Annotated in this window: 12 protein-coding genes and 1 tRNA gene; 5 read left to right on the top strand and 8 right to left on the bottom strand. The window is 60.0% G+C overall.

The features are described from left to right. Positions 1–34 precede the first annotated feature (34 nt). From AAIL67_RS10315 to AAIL67_RS10305, 3 genes are all read left to right on the top strand, one after another. Complete coding sequence (locus AAIL67_RS10315) at positions 35–4,135, top strand: type I secretion C-terminal target domain-containing protein (protein ID WP_343483932.1); 4,101 nt, start codon at positions 35–37, stop codon at positions 4,133–4,135. A gap of 277 nt (positions 4,136–4,412) precedes the next feature. Next, positions 4,413–5,096: a transglutaminase-like cysteine peptidase gene (locus AAIL67_RS10310; protein WP_052088508.1), complete on the top strand. Its 684-nt coding sequence runs from the start codon at positions 4,413–4,415 to the stop codon at positions 5,094–5,096. Positions 5,097–5,161: 65 nt separating this feature from the next. Continuing rightward, the gene (locus tag AAIL67_RS10305) at positions 5,162–7,147 is read left to right on the top strand and encodes a LapD/MoxY N-terminal periplasmic domain-containing protein (protein ID WP_343483931.1); all 1,986 of its coding nucleotides are present in this window, start codon (positions 5,162–5,164) and stop codon (positions 7,145–7,147) included. Positions 7,148–7,214: 67 nt separating this feature from the next. On the opposite strand, the gene AAIL67_RS10300 is transcribed toward AAIL67_RS10305, so the two are convergent. Then, a complete protein-coding gene (locus AAIL67_RS10300; protein ID WP_343483930.1) occupies positions 7,215–8,204 on the bottom strand; it encodes a bile acid:sodium symporter family protein in 990 nt (329 codons plus the stop codon). Positions 8,205–8,323: 119 nt separating this feature from the next. Here AAIL67_RS10300 and AAIL67_RS10295 point away from each other — a divergent pair, with 119 nt between their 5' ends. Then, positions 8,324–9,256 carry a LysR substrate-binding domain-containing protein gene (locus AAIL67_RS10295; RefSeq protein WP_343483928.1) on the top strand — a complete coding sequence of 311 codons (933 nt, stop codon included), beginning with the start codon at positions 8,324–8,326 and terminating at the stop codon, positions 9,254–9,256. Between the two features lie 4 nt (positions 9,257–9,260). On the opposite strand, the gene AAIL67_RS10290 is transcribed toward AAIL67_RS10295, so the two are convergent. Further along, on the bottom strand, positions 9,261–9,578 hold the full coding sequence (locus AAIL67_RS10290) for a hypothetical protein (protein ID WP_034366026.1): 318 nt from the start codon (positions 9,576–9,578) through the stop codon (positions 9,261–9,263). A gap of 679 nt (positions 9,579–10,257) precedes the next feature. Here AAIL67_RS10290 and AAIL67_RS10285 point away from each other — a divergent pair. Further along, entirely contained in the window at positions 10,258–11,826 is a 1,569-nt protein-coding gene (locus AAIL67_RS10285) for a sensor domain-containing diguanylate cyclase (RefSeq protein WP_343483942.1), read from the top strand. Between the two features lie 696 nt (positions 11,827–12,522). Here AAIL67_RS10285 and infA read toward each other — a convergent pair. The 6 genes from infA to pepN all read right to left on the bottom strand — a co-directional run bounded on the left by infA (position 12,523) and on the right by pepN (position 18,216). Then, the gene (infA, locus tag AAIL67_RS10280) at positions 12,523–12,786 is read right to left on the bottom strand and encodes a translation initiation factor IF-1 (protein ID WP_003061434.1); all 264 of its coding nucleotides are present in this window, start codon (positions 12,784–12,786) and stop codon (positions 12,523–12,525) included. Positions 12,787–12,809: 23 nt separating this feature from the next. Continuing rightward, a complete protein-coding gene (locus tag AAIL67_RS10275) occupies positions 12,810–13,028 on the bottom strand; it encodes a hypothetical protein (protein WP_003053604.1) in 219 nt (72 codons plus the stop codon). Positions 13,029–13,344: 316 nt separating this feature from the next. Continuing rightward, positions 13,345–13,420: transfer RNA gene (locus tag AAIL67_RS10270), tRNA-Thr, on the bottom strand. A 13-nt stretch (positions 13,421–13,433) separates the two neighbouring features. After that, the gene (locus AAIL67_RS10265; protein WP_003061245.1) at positions 13,434–14,456 is read right to left on the bottom strand and encodes a class 1 fructose-bisphosphatase; all 1,023 of its coding nucleotides are present in this window, start codon (positions 14,454–14,456) and stop codon (positions 13,434–13,436) included. A gap of 65 nt (positions 14,457–14,521) precedes the next feature. Continuing rightward, positions 14,522–15,502: a hypothetical protein gene (locus AAIL67_RS10260; RefSeq protein WP_343483925.1), complete on the bottom strand. Its 981-nt coding sequence runs from the start codon at positions 15,500–15,502 to the stop codon at positions 14,522–14,524. A gap of 11 nt (positions 15,503–15,513) precedes the next feature. Continuing rightward, positions 15,514–18,216, bottom strand: a complete 2,703-nt coding sequence (gene pepN / locus AAIL67_RS10255) for an aminopeptidase N (protein WP_343483924.1) — start codon at positions 18,214–18,216, stop codon at positions 15,514–15,516.

Here is an 18,216-nt window from a genome sequence, read left to right as displayed (position 1 = left end):
GCCCGCCGGTACCACCGGCGGCATCGTGGTCACCGTGCCCACCACCCTCGACGGCGTGTACGAAGGCCGCGAAGGCATGACGCTGACGGCCACGCTGACCGGCACCACTGCCAGCGGCACCGCCTTGCCGGACGGCATCACGGATACCGGCAACGCCGCCATCGTGGACATCAACAAGCCGCCCGTCGTGGAAAGCAGCAGCACCGCGGTATCGGAAGAAGGCCTCGCCGGCGGCATTCCGGACAATACCGGTACGTCGGACACGACCGATTCCCCGCAGGCCACCGGCCAGTTGTCGATCACAGACGACAACGGCGCCAGCTACAACATTTCGCTGGTGGCTCCTGCCGATGGCGCCTTGACGTCCCACGACACGCCCATCGTCTGGACGTTGTCCGACAATGGCCACACGCTGACGGGCCGCGCGGGCGGCGCTGAAGCCATCGTCATCAAGATCGACAATAACGGCGCCTATAGCGTCAAGCTGTCAGCTCCGGTCGATCATCCCGATACCTCGCGCGAAGACACGCTCGGCCTGTCTGTCGGTGTCAAGGTATCGGACGGCGTGAACCCGCCGGTGTCGACCAACATCAACATCACGATCGAGGACGACGCACCAGTGGTGCAGTCGAACGATCCTGTCGCAGTGCAGACCACGGATATCCCGGACGTCTACACGGGCAAGGTGAACTTCGCCGGCAGCCAGAACAACAACAACCAGATGAAGATGACCTTCGGCAACGGAGCCATCGAAGTCACGGCCAAGGGCTTTACGTCCAAGACCGACCTGACGCTGGTCGATGCCCTGGTCAATCAGAGCAAGACCGGCCTGGGCGTCGCCAGCACGGACTCGCCGTATCACAACATCGCCAACGAGATCGACTACCGCACCAAGGACGGCCAGGGCGCTTCGGAAGAACTGACCATCCACCTGACCGGCGGCAAGGTCGCCTACGGCGCGACCATCGATTTCGGCGCCATGTACGGCGGCGAGGTGGAAAGCGGCGTCGCGCGGTTCTACCGCGATGGCGTCCTGATCGCCGAACGCACGTTCACGTCCGACCAGAACGGTGGCGACTATGCGGCCAACTTCCGCGTCGAGGAAGGCGGCTTCGATACGATCGTGATCTCAGCCACTGACAACCACAAGAACTCGTCCAGCGACAACAGCGACTTCACCGTCACGGGCATCACCTTCCTGGGTAGCAATACCGTCCAGGCCATCGCCTACGGCGAAGGCACGCTGAATTACGGCTACGGCGCCGACGGCGCAGGTCGTCTGGAGCTGACGGGCGCGGAAGGCGGCCTGAAGACGCGCGACGGCGCGAACATCACAACGACGCTGAGCAACGGCAATCTGATCGAAGGCCGCGACCCGTCCGGCAACCTCGTCTTCGAGATGCGCTTGACGCCGGCCACCGGCAAGTGGGAGTTCTATCAATACCAGCCCATGCAAGGCACTGCGGATGGCAAGCTCGACTTCACCTACAAGGTGACGGATGCCGATGGCGACTACACCAATGGCCACTTCGAAGTAGCGGGAGTGGAGCCTCCTGGCCCCAGTGTCAACATCGAGGATTACAACCTCGCTGCGCCGGGCGCGATCAGCGTGTCGGAAGCCTTGGCATCCAATGGCGGCACGTTCACGATCACGGCGAGCGCAGGCTTGAAGTCACTGATGCTCGACGGCCCGGGCAATGCCGATGCCACCCTGACGCTGGACCGTCTGGCCGACCTGGCTAACAACCCGGTCACTCTGACAACCAACAAGGGCACGCTGACGCTGACCGGATACGATGCCGCGACCGGCAAAGTCAGCTACACCTACCAGACCAGTGGCCAGCAGACGCACAGCGGTGACGACACCAACGTGCAGGATCACTTCCAGATTACGGTGGAAGACAAGTTCGGCGGCAAGGCAACGGGCGACCTGGGCGTGCTGATCACCGACACGGCCCCCAGCCTCAAACCGATCGCGGAAAGCTCGGCGCTGTCTTCGCACGGCACCAATATCATGCTGACGCTGGATACGTCCGGCAGCATGAATTACGGCAGCGGCGTGTACAACGGTTCGAGAGAATTGTCCCGCCTGGCCGTGCTGAAGTCCTCGGTCAACAGCCTGCTCGACAAGTACGGCGAGGCCGGCGACGTGCGTGTTCTGGTTCTGGAGTTCAACAGCAGCGCCACGCAGAAGGGCAGCGGCTGGATGTCTTTGGCAGAAGCCAAGGCGTTCGTGAACGCCCTAGAGTACGGTGGCGGCACCAACTACCAAGATGCGTTGAACAAGGCCATGGCCGCTTGGAACAACTCCCCGACGGGCAAACTGGAAGGCACTAACGTTCAGAACATCTCCTACTTCTTCACGGATGGAGAGCCCGTGAATGGCGCTGTCGGTTCCTCGCTGCAGGCGACCTGGGAGAAGTTCCTCACCGGCAACCATATCAACTCCTACGGTATTGGACTGGGCACAAGCGCGACTGGTGGCTACATTGATCCGGTCTCCTACAATCCCGACCGTCCCGGCGACAGCAACACCATACTGGTGACGAACCTGAACGGTCTGGACGCTGCGATCGACGGCACTATCGCGCCGCCCATCAACGGAGACATCGCCGCGGGCGGCACGCTGGGCGCGGACCTGAGCGGCGCGCGCATCACGCAGCTGGTCATCGAAGGCAAGACCTACAGCTATAACGTGGCAACCAACAAGGTGACCGCCACCTCGGGCGCCACGTACAGCTTCGACCCCGCCACGTCCGAACTGACCGTGACCACCGCGCATGGCAAGTTCACGCTGGACCTGGCGGGCGACAACCTGGGCAACTACCGCTACGTGCCGAAGACGGCCGGCACCGACATCATCCAGTTCACGGTGCAGGACGGCGACGGCGACACGGCTAGCTCCAGCATCACGGTCAACGTGACGCCGCCGGTGTACCAGACCCCGGATGCGGTGAATGACAAGATCATCACCAACATCTTGGGCACGCAGCTCACGGTTCAGTCCGGCGCACTGCTGGCCAACGACGTGCGCGGCACTGGTGCGCTGACGATGGGGCCGCTGACGGTGAATACGGGCTGGGATCAAGGCAAGGACTTCACGCGCAGCACTGTGAAGACCTATTCCTTCTCGAATTCAGGCAACAGCACCTCGAACAAGGAGCTCTCGATCGTGCGCGGCGACTTCTCGAAGGCGGGCGGAAGTGCGAACCAGGCCGAGGTGAAGGTCAACGGCTATCTGGCGAGCGTGGGGGCCAATGGCGGCAACGATCAGGATCTGCTGAAGATCACACTGGTTGCCGGCGAGGTGTTGACGCTCGACCACAATTTGAGTGATGGTCTTATCAGGATGGAGTACCGCCTCGCGGGCTCGACGGACCCGTACACCGTGGTCCCAGACAACGGCACAATATCCGCTACACAGTCTGGCAACTACGAGATCCATATCGTTAACATTCCCAACAATGCGAACGGCACGGGCACTGGTTCGGAGACCTACACCCTGACGATGAATATCGACTACAGCGGCGTAAACCTGGATGGTTCCACAGCAAATGGCTCGTACACCATACAGACAGCCGACGGTCACAGCGACAGCGCCAATGTCTCAGTAAGCTACCAGTCGGGTGACCACCTGGTGGGCACCAACGATAGCGAAATCCTGATGGCTGGCTCCGGCAACGACACGCTGAGTGGCGGCAAGGGCAACGACGTGCTGGTCGGCGGTAAGGGCGATGACACGCTGATTGGTGGTGAAGGAGATGATGTTTTCCTGTGGCTCAAGGGCGATCAGGGAACCACTGCGGCTCCTGCCAACGATGTGATCAACGACTTTGGCAAGGGCGGCTCCGATACCAACGGCAATGATGTGCTGGACCTGCATGATCTGCTGCAAGGGGAGGAGGGCAGCACGGATCTGTCCAAGTTCCTGAATTTCTCCAAGAGTGGTGCAGATACCGTGCTCAAGGTCTCCACCGATGGGAATCTGGGTGCTACAGGCTCCAACTACGATCAACTGATCACGTTCAAGGGAGTGGATCTCACCGCTGGGCACTCGTTGACCACCACGGCGGATCAGAACGCCTTGATCAAGGAGCTGATCGATCAAGGCAAGCTCAAGATCGACCACAGCTGATAAGCAGCTCCCGGCGAGGTCAGGCAGAAGTCTTGAAATATCAAGTCTTCTGCCTCTTCGCTCGGCTGTGATCGGCAGGTTGTTTCAAGAGCTTGCTTGATTGGTTACATTTGTGAGCATTGAATCCTGACTGCGTTCTCATTGACCTTTCAAGATTCATAGCAGTCATCACAATATCTACAGGCGTCTCAAGCAATTTATGTCTTGCGCGCTTGCTCTTTTTGCAACTCGCTTGAGTACTTCGCCTAGCCTCCTGTTTCCACAGCCCGTGGAAAAAATGCAGCGTCTGTCGCGCAGAGGCATGCTTTTGTATGGCTCGGCGATTCTCGGAACCTGGGCGCTGCAGAACGGGTTTGAAGCCGTCGCGCTGGATTTCGACGGCGAGCGGCTGCAGAGCAGCATGCAGTCTCGTTATGGCGCCGCAGGTGTCCAGAGACTGGGTCAGTGGCTGACGATGCTGCAAGCCCAGAAAGACAGGTCGCTGCAGCAGCAGCTGCCGGCCGTCAACACGTTCTGGAATCGCGCAGTGTTGCAGTCGGAGGACAGCGTCCTCTGGTCCCAGTCCGACTATTGGGCTACACCCCTTGAAACCCTGGGCAGAGGGGCTGGAGACTGCGAGGATTATGTGATTGGCAAGTATTTCTCGCTGCTGCGCCTGGGCGTGGCAGTAGAGAAACTGCGCCTGATCTATGTGCGTGCCCGCCTGGGGGGCGTGGGTAGTACGCAGAGCATCGCGCATATGGTGCTGGGCTATTACGAGACACCTGCAGCCGAGCCGCTGGTGCTGGACAGTCTGCTGGACAACATCATGCCGGCAAGCCAGCGCAAGGACTTGACTCCTGTATTCAGCTTCAATGCACAGGGTGTATATGTCGCGGGCGCACAGCCTGCTTCGGTGGACAGGATTACGCGCTGGCGCGATCTGCTGGCGCGCATGAAGCAGGAAGGTTTTTTGCCATGAATGTCATGTTTGGCGGTGCGGGTAGCGGAGCCATGTTGAATGGTCGACACAGATAAGGCAGCAAGATGTCGTTGTTAAAGCAACTTTTGATCAGCGTGACGGTGGCCATTGTGGCAATCCTGATCGGCACCCTGGCTTTCAGCATCGGTGCTGCGCGCCAGTATCTGGATGGGCAGTTGCAGTCCGAGAGTGAGAACGCCGCATCTTCGCTGGCATTGTCGCTATCGCAGCCGGCCAACCAGGATCCGGTCACGCAGGAGCTGCTGATGATGGCCTTGTTCGATGGCGGGCAGTTCAAGCTGATCCGCCTGGCGTCCCCGCAGGGCGAGACCTTGTTCGAGCGCAGGCGCGACAACGGCATTACCGATAGTTCTGCCTCTGCTGCAAAGCTCCAGGACGGCGCTGCTCCGCCGTGGTTTGTGGAGGTGCTGCCGCTGCGTTCGCCAAAGGCAGAGCGTGTGATCAGCGATGGCTGGAAGCAGGTTGGGCAATTGACGCTGGTTGTGGACAACAGCTATGCGAGCCAGGCACTGTGGGGCAGCAGCGTGCGCTTGGCGGGTGTGGTGGTGCTGGCCGGGCTGGCCTGGGCTTTCTTTGTAGTCTTGCTGTTCAGATGGTTTCGCAAGGTCTTGCAGCAGGAAATCTCGGCACAGGTTCAGGCGATTGGACGTCAGGCAGGAAGTGAGGTACCGGCGAAGCCCGTCAAGGCCGCGGTCGCCGAGCTGCTGCCCGTACTCAGCGCCATTGCAGACACCCGAGAGCGGGTGCAGGCTACGGCGCAGGAGCAAATGGAGCGTATCGAATCACTGGAGCTGGAGGTCAATCTTGATCCAGTTACTCAGCTGCCGAATCGCAAGTACTTTGTCAATGAGTTGCGTCGCGCGCTCAGCGAAACTGATGGCGTTGCGGCACATGGCCATGTGATGCTGTTCAGGCAGCGTGATCTGCTGGCTCTGAATGCGCAGATGTCCCGGGCCAGTGCCGATGCATGGCTGGCTGCGATGGGTGAACAGGTCAATCAGGTGTTGAAGAGTCATGCCGAGTGCAAGGCCCAACTGGCCCGCCTCAATGGCTCGGACTTTGTGGTGCTCATGCCGGCCCTGGCCGGGCCCCAGGCCATGTCGCTGGTGCAGCAGATCCGACAGGTGCTGCTGTCCATGCGTGTGACCTTGAGCAGTGGCCAATGGTGCCGCTGGAGCTTTGCCCTGACCGATTACTCGGCATCGAGTTCGGTAACAGGTGTGCTTGCGCGGCTGGACTACGGTCTGATGCGAGCCGAGAGTTCGGGCCAGGCAGAGGTGGAGTATGTAGCCTACGGCGATGATGAGGTGGTTTCCGATCTGGCCGGAGAAACCTTGTGGCGTCAGATGCTGATTGCCGCCCTGGAGGCACAGGATGCGCTTTCCCTGTCCGTTCAACTACTGCAATTCAAGGGCCGAAATGGGATGCAGGAGCGCGGCGAAGCGTCGCTCTCGCTGCGCACTGCTTCCGGCGAGACCTTGATGGGGTCGCTGTTCCTGCCGGTCGCCGTGCGCCTGGGCTTGTCGGCAGAATTCGATTTGCGAGCGGTGGCCCTCGGGGCTGCATGGCTTGAGCAGAGCGATTGCGAGCTGGTCATTCGAATCTCCTTGCCCTCGCTGGCCCAGCCCGACTTCCTGGGCCGGCTGCGCGAAGAGCTGAACGCTCCGGGATGGGCACGCCGCTTGCCGCTACTCTGTCTGGAGCTGGATGCGCACGGACTTGCGGCGTATCCCGATGAAGTCACCGAATTTTGCCAGGCTATGGCAATGGCTGGCGTGGGAGTGGGGCTGCGTCGCCTGGATCAGCAGCCCATGGGCTTGACCAAGCTCCATACCTTGCCGCTGCGCTATGTGAAACTGGGTGGTGAATTCTCGGAGCAGGCTGCGCAAAGCCCTGGTGCCTTGCATCTGCTGCAGGCCATCGTCGAGACTGCGACCGGGCTTGGAATTCAAGTGGTGGTGACCGATGTCGTTAATGCAGAGGCTGCGAAGCTGCTGCGTCAGCAAAACGCGCTGACGCTGCTTACTTGAAATGATGGATCTTCCGTGAAAAGAACAAGGGGCGCATGAAGCGCCCCTTTTTATGGGTCTTGTGCTCTTAATGAGCTTCGCTCTGATCGGCGATCTGCACACGCCTGGCATAGCGCTGCGCCAGTACGGCGCAGACCATGAGCTGGATCTGATGGAACAGCATCAGCGGCAGCACGATTGCACCCACGGAGGCAGCGGGAAAGAGCACATTGGCCATGGGAATACCACTGACCATGCTTTTCTTGGAGCCGCAGAACACGAGAGTGATCTCATCTTCCTTGCTGAAGCCCAGGCGGCGTGCCCCCCAGGTGGTGATGAGGAGCACGACGGCCAGCAGAATGCAGCACAACACGATCAAGCCCAGCAGCGAGGGCAGGGGTGTCTGCTTCCACAGGCCGCTGATGACGGCAGCGCTGAAGGCAGCATAGACCACAAACAGGATGGAGCCCTGGTCCACCAGCTTGATGATGGAAGCACGACGCTGCAAAAAGCCGCCGATCACAGGGCGCATCAGATGGCCGATGACAAAGGGCAGCAGCAGCGTCATGGCAATCTTGCCAATGGCATGCAGTGCATCGCCGCCTTCTGCATTCTTGTGCAGTATCAGGCTCACCAGAATCGGTGTGACCAGAATGCCCAGCAAGGTGGAGGCCGATGCGCTGCACACGGCGGCGGGTACATTGCCGCGCGCCATGGAGGTGAAGGCAATCGCCGATTGCACCGTGGCGGGCAGAGTGCAGAGAAACAGCACACCGATATACATCTCGGTGGTGACCAGGGGCGAAAGCACCGGGCGCAGTGCCAGTCCCAGAACGGGAAACAGCACAAAGGTGGCGATGAAGATCCAGATATGCAGGCGCCAGTGGCCTATGCCCGCCAGGATGGCCTGGCGCGAGAGCTTGGCGCCATGCAGAAAGAACAGCAGGCTGACGATGCCGGTGGTGGTCAGTTCCACATATTTGGCGACCTGGCCCGAGGCGGGCAGAAAGCTGGCGAGGACGACGGTGGCAATCAATGCCAGCGTGAAGTTATCGGGGACAAAGCGAGGGCGAGACATATTCTTGAACTGAAGCCATCCATGCAAGGCACCGGGCCGGTGCGCGATGGCTGCGTATTGGACACGCAATCCATTTAAAAGAGAAATGGATTTATTCGATAGACCTATAATTTTTTTATATGAATATCAGCCTGCGTCAACTACGTGCCTTTGTGGCAGTGGCCCAAAGCAGCAGTTTCAGTCGTGCGGCCGATGCCCTGGCATTGACCCAGCCTGCTGTCAGCCGCAATGTGACGGATCTGGAGCAGGCCTTGGGCTTGCTGCTGCTGCATCGCACCACGCGCGAGGTCGAGTTGACCGAAGCCGGACGTCTGCTATTGGGCAATCTCTCGCGGGTGCTGGAGGACCTGGATGCCTGTCTGCTGGAGGTGCAGGGCCTGGCGACACAGCGCAAGGGGCGCGTCAAAGTGGCAAGCAGTCCCACACTTTCCGCCAACCTGCTGCCGCAATGCATTGCGCGTGGCAGACAGCAGTCGCCGGGCGTCAATATCCAGTTGCTCGATCGTATTCAAAGCGATGTGCTGCTCAGCGTGCGTAGCGGGGAGGTAGATTTTGGGGTGGTGATCGACCCATCCGAGAAACAGGACCTGCATGCACAGACCATCCTGACCGAGCCTTTTTGTCTGGTCTGCCTTTCCTCGCATGGCCTGGCGCGCAAGAAAGAGGTGCACTGGGCACAGCTGGCCGGTGAATCGTTGGTGCTGCTCGATCATGCATCAGGCAGCCGACGCCTGATCGATGCCGCACTGCAGGCGCATGGCGCGGCTGCATCGGTGGTACAGGAGGTGGGGCATACGGCCACCATCTACAGCATGGTGCAGCAAGGTCTGGGTTTGAGCGTGGTGCCGCGTCTCGCCATTCCCTCGGCTTGGGCAGCTCGGACTGCTGCGACTGCGGCAGCTGGCGGTGCTGCTTTGGTCAGCCGTCCCCTGGTGCCCAAGGTGCAGCGCAGCATCATGCTGGTCAAGCGCCAGCAGCGTGAGCTATCGCCTGTCGCGCATCTGGTCTGGGATCTGATTGCAGAGGAGGCTGTCGGCCTTCTGGGCGAATAGCGGCTCAGGGCCTGAGCACGATGCGTGAATCAATCACCAGCCCTTGCGGCTGCGGCGCGACATATACCGGCTGGGGCGGGGCTACATAAACCGGTTGTGGCGCATAGTAGGCGTCTGGACGGTTTCTGCACTTGCGCTTTTCCTTGTACTCGCCATTGCTCTTCCACTTGCGCTCCACTTTGCAGTGGCCGTCCCAGTACTCTTCCTTGTGCTCGCGCTTGTGGTGATGGTGGTGATGGCGGTCATGTGCCTGGCTGCTCAGTGGCGTGGCAATCAGCACCACAGGCAGGCAGATGGAAACAAGAGCAAGGATTTTCTTCATTGTGGGTGGGGCAGTCCATGACCCAAGCCATGGCCGCATCGGTTTCAGAACGCTGCGAGCATAAGCGCAATGCACCGAAGAGACTGTATCAATTCATGAGCGAGATTTGTGCTGTGGCTGTGCGCTGGACGTGCGTGAGGTGCTGGTACTTATATAAAAGAGAGCGGCTTGTGCTTGAAATATGGCGGCTTCGACATGATTTCTATCTGAAATTAAGTAAATTCAGGAGAAACAAGCTATTCAAAAGATAGCTTTTCAATGGATAACTGCTTCGATCTGGACCGTGGTAGTAGACACAGCTACTCGAATGCCATGGCTTCAGGAGACGGACATTGATCTCGCAAACCGGCGCCGGGATTGGCTGCGCCTCGCAAGACCGTTTTGGGCTGGGCCAGGTAGCTGGTTTTCTCCCGGAACACACCTGCGCCTGAAGAGACTTTGAACCTGCAGGGTTGCAATTCTGAGACGTGCTGGGCTGTTTTGCGGGCAACTGTTCCATGATGGTGTCGCGTTGGTCGCCTTGGCCGACGCGTGCGGTCAAGAGATGGCTCGGCTCTGTCCCGTGTCGTTTCACGAGATGGTGGAAAATTCGTCCCTACCCTGTCCAATCTGAGTAGGGGAGCTGCAGGCAATGCAAAAGTGCCGTTCTTGCCAGGTTGACGATGAGAGGAATGTCGAGGTGTGGTGTCGAAAGAAGAAGAGGGAGACCAGCGTCACCAGTCGTGATGGCGGGTGCAAAGTTCTGGCTGCCAAGCGCGATGCGCAGCTGGCGACCAGTCTGTTGTTGGTAATCTGGGTTTCTGTACTGGTAGCCACCAGCTGGCAAATCTGGTCGGCACATCAGCGCACTCTGAGCGAGATTGATACCAACAATCGCAATCTTGCACAGACGCTGAACACCTATGCCGAGGGGGTCTTCACCCAGAGCTCCATGCTGCTGCTCGGCATGCTTGAGCGCCTGGAGGTGCAGGGCACCACGCCTGAGCATCTTGTGCGTATGCAGCAGCTGGTCGGTCGCCAGGAACATCTGCTTTCCCAGCTCAATGAATTGCTCGTCCTCGATGCGAGCGGTAAATGGCTCATGTCATCGAGAGGGGGATTTCTCGAGGGAACCAACAGCGCTGACCGTCACTTTTTTTCATACCACCGCGATAACCCGTCGCACGAAATCTTCATCGGTGCGCCCATACGCAGCCGCTCTACGGGTGAATGGGTGCTTACCATCAGCCGGCGATTTGAGAACCAAAAGGGTGACTTTGCCGGGGTCATCGTTGTCGTGCTGGGGATAGAGAACTTTCTGCACTTGTTCGGCAAGATCGATGTCGGCGAGCAAGGGTCTATCGGATTCGCAACGACCAGCGGACAGTTGTTGGTGCGTTATCCATTTCGTGAACAGGATCTGGGGCGTGACTTCTCTCGCTCCCCTAACTTTCTGCGCTATTACTCAAACCTGAAATCCGGCACGGCGTCCTTTGAGTCCGGCATAGATGGAACGGAAAGGCTATATGCCTTCAGGAGCAATGATCGTTATCCCGTTTTCACGGTGGTGGCCCGGGGGCGGTATGAGGCACTGCAAGCCTGGCGAAGTCAGGCGCTGCTGACGGCAGGTGTGGTGCTAGGTCTGCTGGCAGTTGTCACACTGATAGGCTGGCGTCTGATCCTGCTCATTCGACAGCGTGCGCAGGCAGAGACATCCTTGATGGCAGTGCGTGAGAAGTTACTGGATGCCAACCTCGAACTGGAGCGGCTGGCCACGCAGGATTCATTGACAGGGCTGGCGAACCGGCGACGCTTCGACGAGGTACTGCAACTGGAGGTCCGGCGTGCCGCGCGTGACGGGACGATGCTCTCGCTTTTGCTTATCGATCTGGATCATTTCAAGGGCTTCAATGACCGCTATGGTCACGTCGCCGGTGACGAATGCCTGAAAGCGGTGTCGCGGCAGCTGGAGCTGTCGGCCAAGCGTTCAGGGGATCTGGCAGCACGTTACGGCGGGGAGGAACTTGCCATCATTCTTCCCAATACCGCGCTGGAGGGCGCCATGCGCGTTGCCGAGGAGTTGCTGAAATGCATACGGAGACTCGACATTGCCCATGAGTCCAGCCAATTCGGCCATGTCACTGTGAGCATAGGAGCGGCAAGCATGCAGGGCAGGCATGGACTGGCGAGTCCGCTGGATCTGGTTGAAGCGGCCGATCAAGCCCTGTATCGGGCCAAGGCGGCTGGGCGCAATCGTGCCGAGTGCTGAGCTGTCGGAGCTGATCTCTCGGATCCTTAGACGGCCTTCAAGCAATCTGAGGGCGCGAGCCATCATTTCAAATCCGTAGTTTTGCCAAAGGGGAACGCTGCCTGGAGGTAGTTGTCGCGTCATGGCCAAGAGGTCGGCGCAGGACGCAGCAAAAGCACCGAAGCCGGTTGGCGTATTCCTGCGAATATCTGGCCTGAACACCGGTGCCCGCGAAGGCAGGCAGGTTGGCCTATCGCATGATTCACGACAGGGCATCATGTAGATGCTTGTTGATGCTGGCTCTGATGGTTATGACCTGCATCGACGCCAGTGCTACGCGCTGGAAGGTCGCAGATCTACAAGGAATTTCAACACTTGCAGCGAGGGGCAGGAGCTGGGATGAGGCCGGCGATAGCAACGCCACCGATGACTGGTGGCGGACTTTGTGCATATCTGATTCCAGGCCGGTCAGGCTGGATGTGCAGGCTGTGGGAATCTCAAGCAAATGGCGTGAGAGTGCCTCCGCGATCCATATCGATACGCGCTGAAGGCAGTGCGAGCATTGAAGAGCCAGAGCTGACCGCTGCGATCTGCATCTGGAGCAGGCAGAGCTTGCAATTGAGCTGCAGGCCGGGTGCTTGCGCAGCCCCGTGATCCTGCAGCTGACACAAGCATGTCGAACTGGTCGCCGTAGCGCACCAGATCAACCGCCGAGGCTTAGTGGCGGCGCTGTTGCGGCGCAGGGTTGCTGTTGTTGGAGCGCTCGATATGACGGAAGGTCAGGCGACCCTTGTTCAGATCATAGGGAGACATCTCCAGCGTTACCTTGTCGCCTGCCAGCACGCGAATACGGTGCTTGCGCATCTTGCCGCCGGAATAGGCAATCAGCTGGTGGCCGTTGTCCAGCGTCACACGAAAACGGGCGTCCGGCAAAACCTCGTCCACTCTGCCTTGCATTTCAATCAATTCTTCTTTGGCCAAAATATTTCCTTTCTACAAAGAGGTCAGTTCAACTGGTTGTCCAGCACCATGCTGCGCCCCTCGGCGAGGGCATATTTGCTGGCCATATCCGGGGTGTCGAACTGGCGGATAAACCTGAAAATCCGGTCATAGGTTCCGCGTCGGATGGAAACCGCTGCAGCAACCTTGCCGGAGTGAGTCATTTGGGTGAGGGCAGTCACAATGTAGTTGCCGACACGCTCTGTGATTTGTTCTGTGTGCATATCGAGTCAACGGGCGGCACAAACCCAGGGCAGGGCATGCCGACCAATGAAAAATGAAGGAATCCAGCTCTGATGAGCCGGGATCAAATAAGCCAGCCGCTTGCGGGTGGCTTAAGCTTCTTGCCATGGAGTGCTATGACTGTATAGAGCCAAGCGTGGGCAACGTGAGAACTGCCTGAGAGATACTGCGCGGGGCAAGTGCCATGCAGCAATCGGCAGATTATAAAGCATTGTTCTTTTATGCGCAAATCGTGATGAAACCGAGTAGCTGCAAAAGAAAAAGCCCCAGGCTCTTGCGAACCTGGGGCTTTTATTCTGGTGCCGGAGACATGAATCGAACACGCGACCTTCTCATTACGAATGAGCTGCTCTACCGACTGAGCTACACCGGCGATAAGCTATAGATTATAGCGCTTTTTCATCGGCTTCGAGGTGGTAGCTGGTCACGCGTTCCACTTCATTCTTGGAGCCGAGGACGACGCTCACGCGCTCGTGCAACTGCGTTGGCTGGATGTCCAGGATGCGCTGGCGGCCGTTGGTGGCCATGCCACCGGCCTGCTCGACAAGCCAGCTCATGGGATTGGCTTCGTACATCAGGCGCAGCTTGCCGGCCTTTTGCGGCTCGCGCTTGTCCCAGGGGTACATGAAGATGCCGCCGCGGCAGAGAATGCGGTGGACGTCGGCCACCATGGCAGCAACCCAGCGCATGTTGAAGTTCTTGCCGCGCGGGCCGTCTGCACCAGCCAGGCATTCGTCCACGTAGCGCTTCACAGGGGCATCCCAGTGGCGCATATTGGACATGTTGATGGCGAATTCCTTGGTGTCTTCGGGGATCTTGACGTTTTCCTCGATGAGTACGAACGAACCTTGCTCGCGGTCCAGCGTGAACATGGAGACACCGTCGCCCACGGTCAGCACCAGGGTGGTCTGAGGACCGTAGATGCAGTAGCCAGCAGCCACCTGCTGGGTGCCGGGCTGCATGAAGTCGCTGTCGTGCACGCCAGGGTGGCCTTCAGGCTTCTTGAGCACGCTGAAGATGGTGCCGATGGACATGTTGATGTCGATATTGGACGAGCCGTCCAGGGGGTCGAACATCAGCAGGTATTCGCCCTGAGGGTAGCGGTTGGGCACCACGTAGATGCCTTCCATTTCCTCCGATGCCATCGCGGCCAGGTGGCCGCCCCACTCATTGGCTTCGATCAGAGTCTCGTTGGCGATGATGTCCAGCTTTTTCTGCACTTCGCCCTGCACGTTTTCACTGCCGGCCGTACCCATGACGTCGCCGAGCTCACCTTTGTTCACGGCAAAGCTGATGCGCTTGCAGGCGCGGGCCACCACTTCCAGCAGCAGGCGCAACTGACCGGGGATGAGCCCGTCCACACGTTGTTGCTCGACCAGATAGCGGGTCAGGCTGATGTTTTTCTTCATGCTTCAACTCCTTGATATTCGATGCAAATCTGAAATGGACAGAAAACAGGGCAGGGCATCTGCTGTCATGGACGATGCCCCGCAGTGCGCTGCTCCAGTTCCGCCAGCAGCTCCTTGACGCGGGTTTGCTGCTTGCTGTCTTTCTGGTTCAGCGCGTATTGTTCATAGCGGGCCAGCCATTGGCGGGCCTGCGGTTCTTGCTTTTGCTCATGGGCAAGGACCATGAGCTGGAAATAGCTGTCGTAGACGGTGGCATGGTCTTGCGCCGCCTGCGCAATCTGCAGACGCTCCTGAAGATAGATGGCAGCCTGCTTCAGATCGCCCAGCTCATAGCAATTTTGCGCAATATTGGTGAGTACACCGCGTATTTGCTGCAGCTTGCCCATGGCTTTGAGGCGTTCACGCGCGACAGGAAGCAGTCGCTCGTTGGCTTGCCTGGCCGCGCGAAACTGCCCCAGTTCATGCAGCAGATAGCCTTCGTCCTCATAGACGCCGAGAATCTGCATCTGGCTCGGAAAATCCAGAGCTCGTGCAGGCCTCACGCTCTTGTCCCAGCGCATTTCGGCGGGCAGCCCGGCAATCTGCGGCAGCGGGTATTGAGCCTGAAAGGCTTTGACCTGCTTGAGCGCCGCTGCGTGATGCCCGGCATCTGCCAGCCAGCGGATGCTTGAGTAGCGCAGGAAAAAATGAGCGTATGACAGTTCAGGGTCCTGAGTGCCAGACAAAGCCGTCAGTGCCGTCTGCGCTGCTTCGGCTGCCTCTTTGGGCATGCCGCGGCGCGCATAGACGCTGGCCTGTGTGTAGTAGAGCCGGAAGATATCGCGTGCAGCGAACCCCGGCTTTTTCAACAGCGGCTCCAGCGCCTGCAGATCGGCACTCATGGCTCGCCCGCTGAAGCGGCCGCCTTCGCTGAAGACAGTGGCATAGAGGGGCGCAAAACGGGCTTCGAATCCCGCATCAGGCTTTGCTGCCTGAGTGCTCAGCGACATGCTCGCCGCAGCGACGGCAAGGGCCTTCATGCCCCGAGCCGCGTGTCGAGCAAGCATGTTCAGACCCATCAGTCCGCCAGAGCGCGGGTGATGACCTCGCGCACGTCGTTGGACAGATCGGGCTTGGCAGCCACACGGGCGATGGCTTCGCGGGCCGCAGAGCGGTAAGGCTCGGCCAGCTTCTTCCAGCGGTCCATCACCCGGGCCAGGCGGGAGGCCACCTGGGGGTTGATGCCGTCGATCTCGATCACGCGATCGGCCCAGAACACATAGCCCGCCGCATCGGCGCGGTGGAAGGCGCCGGCATTGTTGCAGTAGCTGAAGATCAGGCTGCGTGCGCGGTTGGGGTTCTTGATCTGGAAGTCGGCATGCTTCATCAGCGCCTTGACGGCCGGAAGCACATCGCCACCGCGGTCGCTGGCTGCACCTTGCAGGGCAAACCATTTGTCCAGGACCAGCGCATCCTGCTTGAACAGCGCGTGAAAGCGCTGCAGCGCCTGCTCGGCCAGCGGGCTGGCACTATAGACCAGGGCGGAGAGGGCCGCCATGCGGTCCGTCATATTGCCGGCATCCTTGCAGCGCTGGTAGGCCTTGCCGGGCCAGACCGTGTCGCCGGTGCGGGCCGCCTGCAGGCACAGCATGGACAGGGCGCGGCCCGCCAGCGCACGGCGGCCGGCGCTGACATGGTCGGGGCGGTAGGCACCGGTGTCGCGGTTGGCCTCCCAGGTGGTTTCCCACTCGGGCTGCAGGGCACTCGCGAGCTGCAAGATCATGGCTTCGCGCACGGCATGCACGCGCTGGGGATCGACTTCGGCCAGTTGCTCGGCGATATAGCTCTCGGACGGCAGCGTGAGCACCAGGTCCTTGAACGCCGCGTCCAGCTTGTCGTCGCGCAGCACGCGGCGCATGGCTTCGATAAAGGCTTCAGGCAGGATCTCGGCACTGGCGTCGCCGCTGGCCGCGATGGCCTGGAGGGCATAGCGCAGGCCCAGGCGCTGGCTGGCTTCCCATTGGTTGAACGGGTCGCTGTCATGGGCCAGCAGGGTCAGCAGATCGGCATCGCTGAATTCATGTTCCAGCACCACGGGGGCGCTGAAGCTGCGCAGCAGCGAGGGCACGGGGGCTTCGCTCACATTGCTGAAGACAAAGCGCTGTTCGGCTTCGGTCAGCACCAGCATGCGGCTGGCGACTGCCTGGGCTGCATCTTCGCCTGGCAATTGCAGGGCTATGGGCTGACCGCTGGCCGTGAGCAGACCCATTTGCACGGGAATGACGAACGGCAGTTTCTCGGCCTGACCCACGGTGGGCGCGCAGCTTTGCGACAGCGTCAGCGTATAGGTCCGGGCTGCGGCATCGTACTGGCCCACGGCCTTGAGCACAGGCGTGCCGGCCTGGCTGTACCAGCGGCGGAACTGCTGCAGATGCTGGGCCAGGGGAGAGTCGGGGTTGGCGTCGGCGATGGCCTGCGAGAAGTCGTCGCAAGTCACGGCCTGGCCGTCATGGCGCTCGAAGTACAGCTTCATGCCCCTGGCAAAGCCTTCGCGGCCGACCAGGTTGTGCTGCATGCGCACGACTTCCGCACCTTTTTCGTAGATCGTGACCGTGTAGAAGTTGTTGATCTCGATATAGCTGTCGGGGCGCACGGGGTGGGCCATGGGGCCTGCATCTTCGGGGAACTGCACGGTGCGCAGCACGCGTACATCGTCGATGCGCTTGACGGCACGTGCCGAGGCCGTGCCCGCCATGTCCATGCTGAACTCCTGATCGCGGAAGACCGTCAGGCCTTCCTTGAGGCTCAGCTGGAACCAGTCGCGGCAGGTGACGCGGTCACCCGTCCAGTTATGGAAGTATTCGTGACCGACGACGGATTCGATATTGGCGTAATCGGTGTCGGTGGCCGTGGCCTGGCTGGCCAGAACATACTTGGTGTTGAAGATGTTCAGGCCCTTGTTCTCCATGGCGCCCATGTTGAAGTCGCTGGTGGCGACGATCATGAAGCGGTCCAGATCCAGGCTCAGGCCGAAGCGGGCCTCGTCCCATGCCACGGAGTGCATGAGGGAGTTCATGGCGTGCTCGGTCTTTTCGAGGTCGCCGGGGCGCACATAGACCTGCAGCAGGTGATCGCGGCCGGCACGGCTCTTGATCTTCTGCTCGCGGGCCACCAGATTGCCGGCCACCAGCGCAAACAGATAGCTGGGCTTTTTATGCGGATCGACCCACTTGGCAAAGTGGCGACCGTCCTCCAGGTCGCCGGACTCCACCAGATTGCCGTTGGACAGCAGCACCGGGTACTGGGCCTTGCTGGCGCGCAGCGTGACGGTGTACATGGCCATCACGTCGGGGCGGTCCAGGAAGTAGGTGATGCGGCGGAAGCCTTCTGCCTCGCACTGCGTGAAGAACGTGTCCTCGCTCACATACAAGCCCATGAGCTTGGTGTTCTTGATGGGGGCACAGGTGGTGAAGATCTCCAGCTCCACGGGCTCGTTGCCCTCGGGCAGGTTCTCCAGCACCAGCTGGTCGCCATCCATCTTGAAGGAGGTACCACCGCCGTTGACCATCACTCGCGCCAGATTCAGCTCGTCGCCGTCCAGGCGCAGCGCCTGTGCCGGCACCTCGGGGTTGCGGCGCACGCGCATCTTGCTGAGCACGCGCGTCTTGGCCGGGTCCAGGTCAAAAGTCAGGTCCACCGTGTCGATCCACCAGGCCGGGGCCTCGTAGTCGGCACGGTAAATCGCGGTGGCCGGGGCTTGCCCGTCACGCAGTTGCAGCAT

It is taken from the genome of Comamonas sp. A7-5, assembly GCF_039581385.1.
GTDB classification, from domain to species: domain Bacteria; phylum Pseudomonadota; class Gammaproteobacteria; order Burkholderiales; family Burkholderiaceae_C; genus Comamonas; species Comamonas thiooxydans.
The sequence above is the reverse complement of the archived record's forward strand: the minus strand, read 5'-3'. Positions and strand labels throughout refer to the sequence as shown.

Coding starts and splice junctions, on each gene's coding strand:
- AAIL67_RS10260 (WP_343483925.1), bottom strand. CDS start 15,502: ATGCTTGCTCGACACGCGGCTCGGGGCATGAAGGCCCTTGCCGTCGCT.
- AAIL67_RS10295 (WP_343483928.1), top strand. CDS start 8,324: ATGAATATCAGCCTGCGTCAACTACGTGCCTTTGTGGCAGTGGCCCAA.
- AAIL67_RS10300 (WP_343483930.1), bottom strand. CDS start 8,204: ATGTCTCGCCCTCGCTTTGTCCCCGATAACTTCACGCTGGCATTGATT.
- pepN (WP_343483924.1), bottom strand. CDS start 18,216: ATGCTGCAACTGCGTGACGGGCAAGCCCCGGCCACCGCGATTTACCGT.
- AAIL67_RS10310 (WP_052088508.1), top strand. CDS start 4,413: ATGCAGCGTCTGTCGCGCAGAGGCATGCTTTTGTATGGCTCGGCGATT.
- AAIL67_RS10265 (WP_003061245.1), bottom strand. CDS start 14,456: ATGAAGAAAAACATCAGCCTGACCCGCTATCTGGTCGAGCAACAACGT.
- AAIL67_RS10305 (WP_343483931.1), top strand. CDS start 5,162: ATGTCGTTGTTAAAGCAACTTTTGATCAGCGTGACGGTGGCCATTGTG.
- AAIL67_RS10275 (WP_003053604.1), bottom strand. CDS start 13,028: ATGCACACAGAACAAATCACAGAGCGTGTCGGCAACTACATTGTGACT.
- AAIL67_RS10290 (WP_034366026.1), bottom strand. CDS start 9,578: ATGAAGAAAATCCTTGCTCTTGTTTCCATCTGCCTGCCTGTGGTGCTG.